Source organism: Oceanobacillus halotolerans (assembly GCF_010993955.1).
GTDB lineage: Bacteria > Bacillota > Bacilli > Bacillales > Amphibacillaceae > Oceanibacillus_A > Oceanibacillus_A halotolerans.
This window is the reverse complement of sequence record NZ_WIXL01000015.1, coordinates 23556-39672: the sequence shown is the minus strand read 5'-3', so window position 1 is coordinate 39672 and position 16117 is coordinate 23556. Positions and strand designations below refer to the sequence as shown.

Sequence of the window (16117 nt, the reverse complement as noted above, 5' to 3'; positions counted from 1 at the left end):
ATATACCACTGGATAATGCTCGTTTTTACATGTGTTTTAAAAGTTGTTTATATGCAGATGCTTCTTCTGGCTGATCTAGTTCTTGATAAATTTTTGCTAAGTATTTTACTGGTTTTGGGTTTTCGGGGTGTAGCTCCATTTCCCATTTAAAGCAATCGATTGATTTTTCATATTGCTTGAGACCCATGTATAATTCACCTAGTGTATATTGTTGATCAGGATCATCTGCTAAAGCTTGCATTTTCTTTATTTTTTGCTCAATTGGAAGGTGAATCTTTGCATGGCGGAATGGTACCAACCATTGATCAATTTCTTCTAAGGAATGTTGGTCTAAAAAGGATGAAATAAATGGAGTTACTAATTTTTCTAACGTTTTAGAGTCTGAAGCACTAAGCTGTAAAAGTCGTTTATTTCCATTATGGAAGTAGGACTTGAGAACAGTACGGTCTGCTTGCTCGACACTTTTTACAAAGGTAGGTAATTGTTCATTTGTTGGATTGTAATTGGATGACATCGTAAAATCAACAAGGTCATTTGGTTTTCCAACCGTTAAGAGGATGGATAACACTTTTTCGGTTAATGCAGGTGCAGAAGAAGTTTCTTGGATCTCCTGTAGTATGACAAATTGCTCTTCAGGACTGAATGATTGAAGCATGGTTTCTAAGGTGTTAAATTTGTCATTCGTAAAATTCGCTTTGAGTGCTGTAAGACGTATTGCCAATTCATCGATCAAGCGGCCTTGTTCTTTATATAATTGGACTAATAAGTCAACTTTTTCGTCCTTCTCTAACTGTTCAAAACAGACGAATTCTGTATAAATAGGATCTTTTGAATAGACTTTCATCATATCTTGGTATAAGCGGTCATATTTTTGGAATTCCATATTACGTAGCATATCGAGTGCAAATTGGTCTGTTGGATTATAATGAATAGCAATTGTGAGGACTTTATAGGCTGCAAGTGTTTTCCCATTTCGACGGTATTCATAAAAGGTGTTTTTTATCATTTCTTGGATTGTTTCTAACGGGATAAGGGAATCGCAAATTGTCATGATTAAGGCAGTTTCGATGGGAGAGTATGCTTTTTGAACGTGTTTGATAAATAATGGAGCTTTGACAAATTGGAAAGAATGGTTTTGATGTAGGAAGTGAATGGTTAATGGATGTTCACCACTAAAGCTTATTCCATTCGTTAAAGCACGGTGTAGATATGTGTTAGGTTTAATGGCATTTGTTTGAAAGCCATTTAAAAAGTTGTTTTTATAGAAAAGAAGGTAATAGGTTTTTTGTTGCTTGTCTATAACTTCAATTACTTTACTTTGTTTGTATAGAACAAATTGCTGGGGTGTTACCGTTATCTGCTTTTTATTGATTTGAATTTGGATGTGATGATCTGTCGTCATTTTCCAATCCCTCCTCAGTATGTAGTTTTACTATACCACATTTTAACAAGGAGTTCGAACTATGTGGGAAGGGGTGGATGATATTTATTCATACATATTGTTAATTTTCGTTGTTATTTTTTTTGCAGGAAATATTTTGACAGGGAAGGCGATTAATGAACTTCCGCCGTTTACGATAGCATTTTTTCGATTAGTAGTAGCTTTTATCGTTTTGTTTCCAATAGGATTTCGAAAAGCATTGCAATATCGTGAGCAATTTATGGCCTATAAAAAACCGTTCCTAATCATGACATTATCAGGGATAACCTTTTTTAATACATTAATTTATGCTGCCTTACAGTTTACCACGTCAACGAATGTATCCGTACTTGAAACGGCCATTCCAGTAGTTACTGTTTTATTAAGTGCTATTATCTTAAAAGAACATATTCAATCGTTTCAATGGATTGGCATGATTATATCAATTATTGGTGCTGTTTGGGTAGTCATAGATGGGAATGTAATGCAACTATTGGCGATGGATTGGAATGTCGGGGATGGTATTATGATCCTTGCAATTGGCTGCTGGGCGATTTATTCCGTATTTGTCAAACAATACATGCCTCTTTTTCCGTCTTATGCTGCAATGCTGGTTATGACAGGTATTTCGGTAATTGTATTATTCCCTTTTGTGATGGTAGAGTGGCTAGTTGTCGGTATTCCAACTGCTTTAGGTAGTAATGCACATATTGGAGGACTAATTTATTTAGGTATTTTTCCTTCTTTTATCGCAATCTTGATGTACAATCACGCTGTCCAACAATTAGGCGCATCCAAAGCCTCGATCTTTTTGAACTTCTTACCAGTGGTTACGATGATTGGAGCATCAGTATGGTTAGGAGAGACGGTTACAGGCGCTAAAATAGTAGGAGCATTAGCCGTTATGGGTGGTGTTATGTTAACAACGCATGAACGTAAATCTAAAGGTAATCAACAAATTAAAGAGCGAATTTCTTAGTGTGGAATAAGTTTGTCGAAAGATGTCGAACGATTATGTCGAACGATTAATAAAAAATTTAATTTCAGGAAGAAAAGGAAGTTAAAATGACATAATTATTAAAAAGATCGACATATTTTGTTGTTTTTTGTTTACTTTTCTTATCGAAAATTGGAAAGTGTGGATTAGGCCATTTTTGTGATTCGTGCTATAACTAAGGTACAACAAAAATAGAAAGGAGAGGTGTTATGTATGAGTGGGATTGGAAAACCTATAATGAGCTCAGACGAAAGGTACAGCAGCATGAAGAGACGATAACCCAATTAGTTGCAATCATTGGCTCGATGAATCGAAGAATTGCCGATTTATCTAATCAACCTATCCAAACAACTACTAGCCAATTCACCAAGAAATGATTTTCCTCCAAGATGCCTCTTTGTCCCCTAATTTCCTACCTTAAAAGAGTAGTTTATCCTCGAACTGCTCTTTTTATTTGGACAAAAATACTAAATAAAATGTCTTCTGAATAGAAATGAAGTAACTGACTAAAAAAGGGGACAATATGTATGAAACGCCAAAAACGTGGAATAAACTATATGGTGTTAATCCTGTCTGTGATCATTATAGCAGGGGTATCCACTATGATTTTCCTCTTAACGTCTCCCGAGCATCAAGCAAAAAAAGCGGTTGATACATTTTATGCCTATGAACAGGAAGGTGCTTTTTCGGAATCCTATACCATGTTTCACCCATATATGAAAGAAAAATTTGATAAAGGTCATTACTTACAAGATCGTGCACATGTATTTTTAAATCATTTTGATGTAGAAACGTTTTCCTATTCTTTGGGAGACGCATCAAAAGTGACAAATTGGAAAATGGAGGAAAATACGGAGTCTATTGGAACAGTTTATCATATACCCGTTTCACAAGTGTTTAAGGGAAAATATGGGAATTTCACCATTGTACAGGATGTGTATGCAGCAAAAGAAGGGGGAGAATGGACAATTTTGTGGGATTATAAAAAATGATTAATCTTTATCGCTGTTTTCTAAAAATATTGTTGCTTTCTAGTATGAAACGTCTTGCATATAAGATGTATTATGCGTCGTAGAAAACAACAAAGTATGTGAAAAGAGCCTAATTTATAGAGGACTGCTCCATCAAAATCTTTAGTTTAGGTGGAGAGGTTCGCCTAGGAATTGGCAAATGAATACGAATAGGTCAAAGGTGTGTATATCCATTTGGAAGGCACACCTTTTTTTACTTTTTGAATCGTATGACATGATAAAAATAACAATTTTAGGGTAAAGTTAAGATTACAAGCATTGGCAGATAACTTAGGGGGCATTTGTGTTGGTTTTTATCTATTTCATTTTAGCAGCAGTTGTAACAGTATATTCAGCAAGGAAATTATCTCAGTTTGCAGATATTATTAGTGAGAAAACGGCTATGGGCGGGATGTTAGTTGGTACCGTCCTGTTAGCAGGAGCAACTTCCCTTCCTGAAGTCACTACTAGTTTTTCAGCAGTGATTATCGGAAATCCAGATATTGCAATTGGAAATATGCTAGGATCAAACTTATTTAACTTTTTTATTTTGGCTAGTTTTGACCTTTATTTTAGACGAAAACAGCTATTTCATCTAGGAAGTGGCAGTCATCTTCATTCAGCGACACTCGGATTGATTTTAACGTTATTGGTAACATTAGCATTACTACTACGGATTGACTTTATCATTTTTGGGATTGGTATTGACGCTCTTATTATTGCTGCAGTTTACGTGTTTGGCATGTTCATTATCAGTAAATTACCAGCCCCACCAGTAGATGAGAACGCAATTAAAGCGGACACAAGTGTAATAAAAAAGAAAGAATCCTCGGTTACGGCAAAAGGCGCAATTATTGGTTTCATCATTGCAGCGATTGTCATTATGGGAGCGGGAACTGTTCTATCCATCATGGGGGATAAAATTGCTCTTGTAACTGGAATGGGGTCAAGCTTTGTTGGGAGCTTTTTAATTGCTGCCACTACCTCCTTACCAGAAGCAGTTTCTGTCTTTATTGCGTTACGATTAAAAAATGTGAACCTAGCGATCGGATCCATTCTTGGTAGTAATATGTTTAATATGCTTATCTTAGCTATATCAGATATTGTTTATCGAGGTGGATCTATTCTAGCAGAAGTATCTGGGTCCCATATTTTTACTTCAATCGGTATTTTAATTATGTCTTTGGTTGTGATGGTTGCCTTAGGTCGTAAACAGTCTGAATCCGTATTACGCTATATCATGCCGTCATTAATTATTTTCTTGGGATACTTTATTGTTTCGTACATTATTTTTGTTGGATAGTACTTGTTGCTAATACATCCTTTATTTAACAGGTGTAAAACTGCTCAGACCTCATACAATAAGGGTTGAACAGTTAGTCAGCAATAATAACTGTTCACAACTAAACTATCCCACAAGAGGTGATCTAGTCATGGCAAGCAACAATCGTAACAAATTGTTAGTGCCTGGTGCGGAAAATGCAATGGAACAAATGAAACAGGAAATTGCAAATGAATTTGGTGTCCAGCCAGGAGCAGACACCACAGCACGTGAAAACGGATCAGTTGGTGGGGAAATGGTTAAACGTATGATTAAAATTGCCGAACAAGATATTACAAATGGAAACAAATAGTGAAAAATTTAAAAAGGGAGCCCTTAATAAGGGTTCTCTTTTGTAAAGAAAATGGCAAACAAATAGGATTGTTTGCCATTTTTAATATTAATTGGTTAAATTCTTACTTTGTGTTCCTTTCGTTTTTTTCATCTTATTTGGTGCTCCAAAGTCAGCAATAGATGTGTTGTTACCTGAACTAGAAAATAGCCCATTTACTTTGTTACCAGCAAAAATTGGTCCATACTCTCCATATTTTTTATTTGCGGAGACTTGATTATTATCAGTTAGTGTAACACCACCATTAAATGTATTGCCTGCTAGAGTTACATCTTGCCGTGTTCCATTAATTTTTGTTTTTCCATTAACCGAACTTCCGAATAATTGTACGATATTTGCATCATCAGACGTAATTCCACCCTTAATTGAGCTGTCAAATACCACTAATGAAGCATTCTCTTCAATCGTTATACCACCTTTTACATCAGCATCTTCTACACAGGTTACACCATCACTTACGACTAACCCACCATTGTGTTTGCCAGTAACCGTTGTGCTGCACTCAGGTGTTTCTCCAGGAAGGACAGTTACTTGGAATTCATCAGCTTCACCAATGTTACCTGCTGCATCAATTGCACGATGTTCTACTGTATGGCTACCAAACCCTGGAATAAATGGACCGCCTGGATCATCCTCTGTATATTCCTGTTCAAAGGTTACTTTTGATAAACCACCAGTTCCTAAGTTACCATAGGTTAAAGCCTTGATATCAGTACCTGAGTGTGAAAAGTTAAATGGTGTTCCTTCAGGTTCATCAGGGAACCCAAAGTAGTTATACCATCCATCTTTATTCAGACGGAATTCACCTACAACGAAACCTGGTTGATCATCTTCTGGTTCAAGTAACATATCAAATTCATTAAAATAAATATGATGCTCATCATTTTCAGTTACAGTCGTGAGCGGATCTGACAGTGTTTTTGGTGCTGTTGGAAGTCCATTATCAACAGTCCAGGTAATTGTATCAGATTTACTTTCAGGGTTTGACGGGTCTGTTACAGTTGCTGTTAGTTCAGATGCACCGCTTGGTAAGTCAAATTCACTTAAATCTAGATGTCTAGTATTATTTGAATCTAAAATTTCCACCCCATTGAGATTCCATGTCACTTCTAATATACGATTATTTGGATTAGTAGTTTCCACAAAGGCAATTTCATCTTTTGCTAATGCATGTCCAGTTGGAGAATGATTGGTAAATTTCACTTCGTTTACAGTATTTTCTTGAGACTCACCAATTTCCCACTCTCTTGTTTGTGTCATGCGAGGGCCATCCAAGTATTCTGGGTCTCGAACAAACTCAGTTTGATCTTTTACTGTTACTTTAACAGTATCTCCATTTTCAAGATCAAGGTTAGCAAGATCTAGATATCGTGTATTGTTCGTATTTTCTATTTCGTTACCATTTACCTCCCAAGTTACGTCTAACATATGGAATCTTGGGTGCATAGTTTGTACCCAGACTACATCATCAAACCCAACTTCTCCCTCAGGTGTTGAGCGTAGAGGCATTACTCCAGCATCACGCATACCAGTAATTCGTTGTGTCATGTGTTCCCTACCTACTTGATCAAAGTAGAATCCAGTATGCCTCATCATTGAATGGTTACTAGGACGCCATACATTGGAACTGTGTAAAGCTCCACTCTCATAGCCATCAGGGTCGGCAGCACGGATGATTCCGCCAGATTCACTCTCTTCTCCTAGCCAGCGCCACCATTTAGCTTCCTGCTCAATCATCTCTTCAGAGGTCATGCGAGTGTGATGGAATGATTGTGGTTCATAATCACCATGAGGTCCTCCAGGAACATCACGATTAGAATATGCATACTCATCTCTTAGATTCCCAAGTGAGTGTCCTAGCTCATGTAGGGAAACAAGTGGTCCCTGTGGACTTCCACCTGTGGTCGTTGCATTAACCCCACCTATTCCGCCATAAGTAAAGGTATTACCAATCGCCAATGTCTGGATGTTTTGAGCATCTGCTGGAATTCCAAGCTCTGGTGCTATGTGTTCTTCGATTATCTCATCTGCTGCTTCTCTTCCACCATCACCATAGTAAAGACCACGTGCTAGTTCATCTGCTGGACAGTCACCGTTCCAAACATATTGAAGATTAAATACTGTATCACGACGAACGTTTCCATCGTCAGGATCACAACTAACGCCAGATTCCCTTGAAGGCGTTTCTACCATGTAAACATTAAAGTAATTCCGGTAACTACGGAATGGTTCGACACTCCATTGAACGTTTTGGTTCCTGTCCACATCTGTGCGAAACTTATCCATTTCATCTGGAGTATAACCATCACCAAAAATAACCAAATTAAGCCGTTCATCGGCTGGACCAGTTACCTGAAGCGGAACGATATTCACATCGCCAACTTCCAATTCTTCACCTGAAACAGTTGATGCTTCTTGTATTCCTAGATTACTTTCGATAAACCCCAAGTTTGAAAATAGTAGTGTCAACACAAGTAGCGAAGAAATAATACCAGCGCGTCTTTTGAACATTTATCTATATCCTTTCTATTAAAGGTATTCACAAGGCCTTGTGTACTTTTAATGTTAACAGAAAGAAAATCGCTTTCAATATGATTTTTGTATATTTTGAAAATTAATAAAATAGTACTACTAGTTATGTCGAAAATTGAAAAAAACCAGATTAACAGTGATTAATAAGTATAAAGTGCTAAATGTAATAGATGAATCTTATTTACTGTAGAAGAATGTACTAATCAAGTTGTTGTGTTAGATTTCGATTTTTCTTCTGCCTGATCTATTTATCGTTAACCGAGGAATTAGGTTATATTAAGTTGGGGGCATGTAATATGCTCATATAAAAGGTGCTATATATCATATTTAGATTTGCATTTTTCCTAAATTTATAATAAGACTTGCTAACGACAAAAGTTTTCTGTATATTGATAATATATAAATACTTGATAATTTTAATTATACAAAATTTAATGAACCCAAAGAGGTGAATAAGTCCTATGTCTGATGTAGTACTAGAATTAAAAGATCTACATACTCATTTTTTCACGGATAGTGGGGAAGTACCCGCAGTAGATGGTGTTAGTTTAACCGTACATAAAGGAGAAGTTGTGGGTGTCGTTGGTGAGTCTGGTTGCGGAAAAAGTGTAACCTCTTTGTCGGTTATGCAATTAGTTCCTAATCCACCAGGAAAAATAGTAGATGGTGAAATTAATTTTAAAGATGAAAATCTTGTACACGCTTCCAAAAAACGAATGAAAGAAATACGTGGGAACGAAATCGCGATGATCTTTCAGGAACCTATGACATCTTTAGACCCATTATTTACAATTGGTAACCAACTTATAGAAGGATTACGGTTACATGAAAAAATTTCTAAAAAGGAGGCGCGTAATAGGTCTATAGAATTATTGAAGTTAGTAGGTATTCCCAGAGCAGATCAGGTTGTTGATGAATACCCACATCAATTATCAGGTGGAATGCGTCAGCGGGTAATGATAGCCATGTCAATGGCCTGCAATCCAGAGTTATTAATTGCCGATGAGCCTACTACAGCATTGGATGTAACCATTCAAGCACAAATATTAGATTTAATGCGCAATTTAAATAAAGAAAAAGAAACAGCCATAATGTTAATTACACATGACTTAGGTGTGGTGGCTGAAATATGTGATCGGGTAGTGGTCATGTATGCAGGTAAAGTGATTGAAGAAGGGACAACAAGAGAAATACTAAAATCTCCTAATCATCCTTATACCAAAGGATTAATTCGATCATTACCAAATATGAAGCAAAAAGAACAAAAGCTTTACTCCATTCCAGGTACAGTACCAAAGCCAAAAATGGGGAGAGTAGGTTGTCGCTTTGCACCTCGCTGTGAATTTGCATTCGAGCGATGTTTTCAAGAAGATCCTGAATTATTTCAGCTGGAAAATAACCGCAGTAGTCGCTGCTTCCTAAATGATGAGACAGAAGGGGATGTTACCAAAAATGCCGAAACCACTATTAGAAATTAATGGACTAAAAAAGTATTTTGATGTTAAAGGTGGCGTATTTGGTCGAAAAGTAGGAGAAGTAAAGGCCGTCGATGATGTTTCATTCACTGTTATGGAAGGTGAAATATTAGGGATTGTTGGAGAATCAGGATGTGGTAAATCAACAACTGGAAAATCCATTTTACGCCTAATTGAGCCTTCGGATGGTGAAGTAAAGTTTGAAGATCAAGATATCACACATTTGGATCCTGAAGAAATGCGGAAACTAAGAAGGGACATGCAGATCATTTTTCAGGATCCGTATGCCTCCCTAAACCCAAGGCATACCGTTGAAAAAATAGTAGGCGAACCATTACTTGTCCATGGAATGACATCTAGTGAAGACCGAAAAAAGCGGGTAAAAGAATTGCTGGAAGTAGTGGGATTGAGTGGTTATCATGCTTCGAGATATCCCCACCAATTTAGTGGTGGACAACGACAGAGAATAGGGATTGCTCGAGCATTAGCAAATAATCCGAAGTTAATCATTTGTGATGAGCCAGTATCTGCATTAGACGTTTCGGTTCAGTCACAGATTTTAAACTTAATGCAAGAACTGCGAGAGGAATTCCATCTTACATATGTTTTTATTGCACATGACCTAAGTGTTGTAAAACATATCAGTGATCGTGTCGGTGTGATGTATTTGGGGCGTATGGTTGAATTAACAGACAAAGATAAATTGTATGAGGATCCAAAACATCCATACACACAAGCACTTTTATCAGCCGTACCAACACCAGATCCTGATGAAGTTCGAGAACGAGTGATTTTGGAAGGAGATGTACCAAGTCCTTCCAATCCACCGACAGGGTGTGCATTCCATACAAGATGTCCACGAGCAATGGATATCTGTAAGGAAGTAAGGCCACAGTTTGAAGAGGTTGAAGATAACCATTTTGTTGCATGCCATTTGTATACTTAGGTGTGTGTAATAAAGTGGAATCTTATAAATTACTTAATAAAAAAGGGGGAAACAGAATGAAGTGGAAGTATTCATTTCTAGTCACCTTAATGCTGGCATTTGTATTATTTCTGGCAGCATGTAGTGGTGATGGTGGAGCAGACACAAGCTCTACAGAAGACGAAGGAAGCGAGACAGAAAATGAAGAAGGTGCAAGTGAAGGGTCTGAAGGAGATACCGAATCTGATGAAGATCAAGTATTAGTATTTGCTCGTGGAGGAGATTCTACCAGTTTAGACTTTGCCAGTAACTCAGATGGGGAAGCTTCCCGTGTTACGAAAAACATCTTTGATAGTCTTCTAGACTATGAAAGAGATTCATTTGAAGTTGTTCCAGGTCTTGCTCATGACTGGGAAGTATCAGATGATGGATTAAATTATACATTCTTCCTAGAAGAAGGTGTTACATTCCATGATGGTACAGAATTCAATGCTGAAGCAGTAAAGGTTAATTTTGAACGCTGGGCAGATCCAGAGCATGAATATGCTTTTACTGATGAAGGGTTTGCTTATCCATTATATGGAACGATGTTTGGTGGGTTCAAAGGGGATGAAGGTCATATCATCGAGGAAATTAATGTGGTCGGTGATTATGAAATTGAATTTGTCTTAAAAGAACCACAAGGGTCATTCCTACAAAATATGGCAATGCATTATTTTGCAATTACTTCTCCAGCTGCTTTAGAAGAGTATGGACCTGATATTGTTGAAAATCCAGTAGGTACTGGTCCATTTCAATTTGTTAGTTGGACGAAGGATGATCAAATTGTTTTAGAGAAGTTTGAAGATTATCGTAAAGATGGTCTGCCAAAATTAGACCAAGTGATCTATGAGGTCATTCCAGAAAACTCTGCACGTCTAATCGCACTACGTTCTGGGGAAGTAGACATTATTGATGATGTAAATCCAGATGATGCAGCAGGTATTGAGTCAGAAGAAGGATTGGAGCTACATGTACGTGGTGAAAATAATGTTGGATTTTTAGGGATGAATAATGAAAAAGCACCATTAGATGATAAATTAGTACGTCAAGCTATTAGTTACGCAGTTGACTCAGAATCTATTGTAGAAGCTTTGTATGCAGGCTATGCAACGCCAGCAGTTAACTTAATTCCACCTAACTATTTAGGATATAACGATGAACTTGATCCTTATGGATATGATACGGATCGTGCGCAGGAACTATTAGCAGAAGCTGGTCTTGAAGATGGTTTTGAAATTGATCTTTGGGTAATGCCAGTTTCTAGACCATATATGCCAGACCCTGAGACCGTAGCAGAAATTGTTCAAAGCAATTTGGCAGAAGTCGGCATTACGGCGAACATTGTACGAGAAGAATGGGCTCCTTATTTAGAAAAAACATCTCAGGGAGAACAAGAGCTGTTCTTACTTGGGTGGTCAGGATCTAATGGTGACCCAGACTACTTCTTTGGAAGCCTATTACATGGCGATAGTATTGGTGGGGAAAACCGTTCCTTCTATCAAAATGAAGAGGTTGATGCGTTAATTGATGAAGCAGCTCAAACGATTGATCAGGATGAGCGTGCAGAATTGTATAAACAAGCGCAAGAGATAATATATGAAGATGTCCCAGTGGTAAATATGGTGCATTCTACACCTCTTGTAGCAGCTAAGAGTGAAGTGAAAAACTTCATCGCACATCCATCTACGAGTGATCCGTTAGAAGAGGTTGAAATCGAGAATTAATCACTTAAAGGGGTAGTAGCATCTACTACCCCTTCATATTTAGCCAAGTTAAGGTGTTACATAAGAATTGGGGTGAAAAATATGACTGCCTATATTATGCGACGATTACTACAGCTTATACCCGTATTACTTGGAATGACATTGATTACCTTCTCTATCGTGCACTTAATACCAGGAAACCCTGCACAAACCATACTAGGAGAAACAGCAACACAAGAGTCCATTGAAACATTAGAGGAAAACATGGGACTTAATGAACCATATATTGTCCAGTATGGAATTTATATAACTGATTTACTGCAAGGGGATTTAGGAACATCCTTACGTACTAAAACCGATATTACAGATGAAATTTGGCCCCACATTGCAGCGACGTTTGAATTAACATTTTTTGCGATGATATTTGCCATTTTCATAGGTGTCAATGCTGGCATTATTAGTGCATGGAAACAAAACTCCTGGTTTGATTTTTTAGCGATGATGTTTGCGTTAGTTGGGGTTTCGATGCCTGTATTTTGGTTAGCTTTAATGGAACAATGGGTGTTTGCACAAGAGCTCGGATGGTTACCTGCATATGGTAGGGAAAATAGTAGGGATCCGATTGCACCAATTACTCATTTCTATGTTCTAGATTCACTCATTCATTTGGACTTTCCAAGGGCCCTAACAGTGTTAAAGCATTTGATTTTGCCTAGTATTGCACTTGGAACGATTCCAATGGCGATTATCGCCAGAATGACTCGTTCTAGTATGTTAGAAGTGATGCAATCTGATTATATCCGAACTGTCCGTGCAAAAGGATCTGGCCAATTCCTAGTTATTTATAAACATGCCTTGAAAAATGCCACGATTCCAGTGTTGACGGTAATCGGTCTTCAAACAGGTGTTCTCTTGGGAGGAGCGATCCTAACAGAGACCATCTTTAGTTGGCCTGGAATTGGTCGCTATGTATTTGAGGCGATTAACTATAGGGATTATCCAGTGATTCAATCTGGTATTTTAGTAATTGCGTTTCTCTTTGTCATGATCAATTTAATTGTTGATATTTTATATACTTACATTGATCCAAGGATTAAATACTAGGGGGTGTTAGAATGAAAACAGAAAAAGAGGAGAAACAAGAACAACAACCAATAACAAACCCCGCAAGTGTTGATCAGCAAGTAGAAGAGGATAATATAGAAGAAACATCACCATGGAAAGATACCCTAAAGCAATTACGGAAGAATCGATTTGCTATTGCGGGATTCGTGATTATTTTATTTTTTATTATACTAGGCGTTTTTGCACCTTTGTTCACATCCTATTCATATGAGGAGCAGGACTTAGTGAATCGCTTACAGCCGCCATCGTCTGAGCATTGGTTTGGGACAGATGATGTTGGAAGAGATATTTTTGCCAGAATCGCTTATGGTGCAAGAGTCTCCCTGCAGGTTGGTTTTTTTGCGGTAACTGGTGCATTAGTATTTGGTACGTTATTAGGTATTATTGCAGGTTATTTTGGACGATGGATCGACACGATTATATCGCGTATTTTTGATATATTACTAGCTTTCCCTAGTATTTTGTTAGCCATTGCTATTGTAGCAATCTTAGGTGCTTCCCTGCAAAATGCACTAATTGCGATCGCGATTATCAATATACCAATTTTTGGAAGACTTGTAAGGTCAAAGGTAATTAGTTTACGTGAAGAAGAATTTATTATGGCAGCTAAGGCACAAGGAATGAAAAGTGGCCGTATTATACTTCATCATATTTTGCCTAATAGTGCTGCACCGATTATCGTACAAGCTACGTTAGGATTTGGTACAGCCATATTAGATGCAGCTGCACTTGGCTTCTTAGGATTAGGTGCTCAACCACCTACACCTGAATGGGGTGCAATGCTAGCAGGCTCACGTGATTTCATTCAACTAGCACCGTGGACATTAATTGTTCCAGGAATTTCCATCATGTTAGTTGTTTTAGGATTTAATTTAATAGGTGATGGATTACGTGATGCACTTGATCCGAAAATGAAGAACTAAATACGGTATATAAGAAAAAGAAAGATGCTATTATTTAGCATCTTTCTTTTCTTTTTGTTTTTTCTTTGTTAATCGTCCTAATAAAAATGCTCCTGCTCCGATACCAATCATCGTGTTGGTCCGTTTATTAAATACTTGTTTGACTACAAGATTGATATTTTGCGGACGCTCAGCTAGTCGTCTCATAAAGTAGCCATACCAATCATCACCAAATGGAACATACGTACAAACATTATACCCTTCATTTACAAGCTCCTGTTGTAAATCCTTGCGAAAGCCATATAGCATCTGGAATTCAAATTGCTCTTTTGGAATGTTGTGTTGTTTCACAAATGCTTTTGCTTTGTTAATAATATGATGATCATGTGTAGCAATTGACGTAAACTTCCCATCTAGTAGATGAGATTCAATTAATTCGATGAAATTTTGGTCAATATCGTTTTTATCTTGATATGCTACTTCTTCGGGCTCTTTGTACGCTCCTTTTACAAGACGGAGACGATAATCTTTATATTTTTCAACGTTATCTTTTGATTCAAAAAAGTATGCCTGAATAACTGTGCCGATATTATTATATTCCTTTGAAAGCTCGTCGATTAATTTGAAGGATGGTGCTAGGTGGCCATAATCCTCCATATCAAAGTTAACGAATATATCAAATTTGTTTGCATGATCGACTATTTCTTTTAAGTTGTTGTAACAAAAGTCATAGTCAATATCAAGGCCAAGTTGTGTTGGTTTAAGCGAAATGTGAGCGTCTACGTCATGATCTTGGATTGCATCTATTACATTAATAATTTGTTCCTTTGCTTGGATGGCATCTTTTTCCTCTGATACAAATTCACCCAAATTATCAATTGTAGCTGCAATTCCTTGTGCATTTAGTTTTTTAACACTTTCAATCATTTCATCGATCGTCGTTCCTGCAACAACTGATTTAGCACCTAAGTGTTTTCCGTAGTTTTGTGCTAGGCTATTTAATTGCTGATTTTGTGATAAGCCAATAAAAAAGTCTTTTAATAACATGTTGTAATTCCCCCTGTAGGATTTATTAGTGAATGGATTATGATATAATCTGCAGTTCTTTTGGGAAGGAGGTAATAACTTCACAATCCCCATTTTCATTAATATATACTTCATCTTCTATACGGACTCCACCATATTCGGGAATATATATCCCTGGTTCTATTGTGAAAAATAAACCGCTTTCAGAGATTTGTTGATTATTCTCATGGATGGATGGCGCTTCATGGACTTCAATGCCTAAACCATGTCCGATGCGATTATTGAAGTATTGTCCATAACCACTTTCATCGATGACTTTTCTTGCTTCAATATCAAAAGTTTTTAATGGAACACCAGCCTTCACTGCATCTATTCCAGCTTGATTGGACCGTAAAACAATATCATAGATTTCTTGCTGTTTTGTGGAGGCTTCTCCAATAATAAAGGTTCTAGTAATGTCAGAGCAGTAGCCTTCTTCTATTTCTACACCCATATCAATTAGTAAGAAGTCACCATGTTTTAGCTTCCGGTTTCCTGGTACACCGTGTGGCAGGGCAGCTTTTTCCCCAGCTAGTGCGATTGTCGAGAAGGAGGGTCCAAGTGCTCCGTGTTTCTTCATTAAATATTCTAGTTCAGCTGTTACTTCTAATTCTGTCATACCAGGTTTCACTTGTTTGATTCCGTCTCTGAGCACTTTTTCAATGATGGTTACGGCCTTTTGTGCATATACCATTTCTTCACGCGTTTTTTTCAAACGCTGTTTATTAATAATAGGTTCTATGTCGGTATAGTTTGCTTCTGGAAAGGACTCATTCATTCGCTGATGCTGAAACATACTAACTGTTTTTGTCTCCACACCAAATGTTGAAACAGTACCTCCAATATGCTCCTGTAATTTTTTAAATGGATCTTCATCATCAGAAACTGGGATAATGTTTTTTACAGAAGAAGCCTGATCCGCAATTTCTTTATCTAGTGATGGGACAAATAATGTAAATGTCTGCTTTCTATTATCTAGTATTAATGCCATAAATCGTTCATGTGGATCAGAATTAAATCCAGTATAATAGAAAACGTTTGCAGGGGCTGTGATCATTGCCACATCAATCTTGTTTTCTAGTAAACGTTCCTGCAAAGTCTGTAATCTATCAAGATAATCAATTGTCATAAAAAAACCTCCTAATGCACTAATTACATTATATACCATGCAAGAAGTATTCCACAATAGTTTACTGAAAATTAATATTTGGTATAAAAATTGCAAGTATAATGATAGGAGGGGACGAA

At 37.2% G+C, this 16117-nt stretch carries 14 protein-coding genes; 10 read left to right on the top strand and 4 right to left on the bottom strand.

The annotated features are described in order from the left end of the window. Window positions 1–25: 25 nt before the first annotated feature. Window positions 26–1402: a hypothetical protein gene (locus tag GHC26_RS14075; RefSeq protein WP_163971889.1), complete on the bottom strand. Its 1377-nt coding sequence runs from the start codon at window positions 1400–1402 to the stop codon at window positions 26–28. 61 nt (window positions 1403–1463) lie between these two features. Between GHC26_RS14075 and GHC26_RS14070 the strand changes: the two genes are divergently transcribed. The 5 genes from GHC26_RS14070 to GHC26_RS14050 all read left to right on the top strand — a co-directional run bounded on the left by GHC26_RS14070 (window position 1464) and on the right by GHC26_RS14050 (window position 5061). Then, on the top strand, window positions 1464–2399 hold the full coding sequence (locus tag GHC26_RS14070) for a DMT family transporter (RefSeq protein WP_163971888.1): 936 nt from the start codon (window positions 1464–1466) through the stop codon (window positions 2397–2399). 227 nt (window positions 2400–2626) lie between these two features. Continuing rightward, window positions 2627–2794 (top strand): hypothetical protein, encoded by a 168-nt coding sequence (locus tag GHC26_RS14065; protein WP_163971887.1) that lies wholly within the window; start codon window positions 2627–2629, stop codon window positions 2792–2794. A gap of 150 nt (window positions 2795–2944) precedes the next feature. Beyond that, window positions 2945–3409: a hypothetical protein gene (locus tag GHC26_RS14060; RefSeq protein ID WP_163971886.1), complete on the top strand. Its 465-nt coding sequence runs from the start codon at window positions 2945–2947 to the stop codon at window positions 3407–3409. Window positions 3410–3731: 322 nt separating this feature from the next. Further along, window positions 3732–4730, top strand: a complete 999-nt coding sequence (locus GHC26_RS14055) for a sodium:calcium antiporter (RefSeq protein ID WP_449866951.1) — start codon at window positions 3732–3734, stop codon at window positions 4728–4730. Between the two features lie 130 nt (window positions 4731–4860). Then, window positions 4861–5061 carry an alpha/beta-type small acid-soluble spore protein gene (locus tag GHC26_RS14050; RefSeq protein ID WP_163971884.1) on the top strand — a complete coding sequence of 67 codons (201 nt, stop codon included), beginning with the start codon at window positions 4861–4863 and terminating at the stop codon, window positions 5059–5061. Window positions 5062–5148: 87 nt separating this feature from the next. Here GHC26_RS14050 and GHC26_RS14045 read toward each other — a convergent pair whose 3' ends face one another. Continuing rightward, complete coding sequence (locus GHC26_RS14045; protein WP_163971883.1) at window positions 5149–7611, bottom strand: M64 family metallopeptidase; 2463 nt, start codon at window positions 7609–7611, stop codon at window positions 5149–5151. Window positions 7612–8093: 482 nt separating this feature from the next. Here GHC26_RS14045 and GHC26_RS14040 point away from each other — a divergent pair, with 482 nt between their 5' ends. The 5 genes from GHC26_RS14040 to GHC26_RS14020 all read left to right on the top strand — a co-directional run bounded on the left by GHC26_RS14040 (window position 8094) and on the right by GHC26_RS14020 (window position 13825). Further along, entirely contained in the window at window positions 8094–9110 is a 1017-nt protein-coding gene (locus GHC26_RS14040; protein ID WP_163971882.1) for an ABC transporter ATP-binding protein, read from the top strand. Then, window positions 9085–10053 (top strand): ABC transporter ATP-binding protein, encoded by a 969-nt coding sequence (locus GHC26_RS14035; protein WP_163971881.1) that lies wholly within the window; start codon window positions 9085–9087, stop codon window positions 10051–10053. Before GHC26_RS14040 ends, GHC26_RS14035 begins: the two co-directional genes overlap by 26 nt. 56 nt (window positions 10054–10109) lie before the next feature. Next, complete coding sequence (locus GHC26_RS14030) at window positions 10110–11798, top strand: ABC transporter substrate-binding protein (RefSeq protein WP_163971880.1); 1689 nt, start codon at window positions 10110–10112, stop codon at window positions 11796–11798. Window positions 11799–11879: 81 nt separating this feature from the next. Beyond that, window positions 11880–12881 carry an ABC transporter permease gene (locus GHC26_RS14025; RefSeq protein ID WP_163971879.1) on the top strand — a complete coding sequence of 334 codons (1002 nt, stop codon included), beginning with the start codon at window positions 11880–11882 and terminating at the stop codon, window positions 12879–12881. Window positions 12882–12892: 11 nt separating this feature from the next. Further along, on the top strand, window positions 12893–13825 hold the full coding sequence (locus GHC26_RS14020; protein WP_163971878.1) for an ABC transporter permease: 933 nt from the start codon (window positions 12893–12895) through the stop codon (window positions 13823–13825). 30 nt (window positions 13826–13855) lie between these two features. Here the strand turns inward: GHC26_RS14020 and GHC26_RS14015 are convergent, their stop codons facing one another. Together GHC26_RS14015 and GHC26_RS14010 are read right to left on the bottom strand one after the other, a co-directional pair. Continuing rightward, window positions 13856–14851 carry a proline dehydrogenase family protein gene (locus GHC26_RS14015; protein ID WP_163971877.1) on the bottom strand — a complete coding sequence of 332 codons (996 nt, stop codon included), beginning with the start codon at window positions 14849–14851 and terminating at the stop codon, window positions 13856–13858. 37 nt (window positions 14852–14888) lie between these two features. After that, complete coding sequence (locus GHC26_RS14010; RefSeq protein WP_163971876.1) at window positions 14889–15998, bottom strand: M24 family metallopeptidase; 1110 nt, start codon at window positions 15996–15998, stop codon at window positions 14889–14891. Window positions 15999–16117 lie beyond the last annotated feature (119 nt).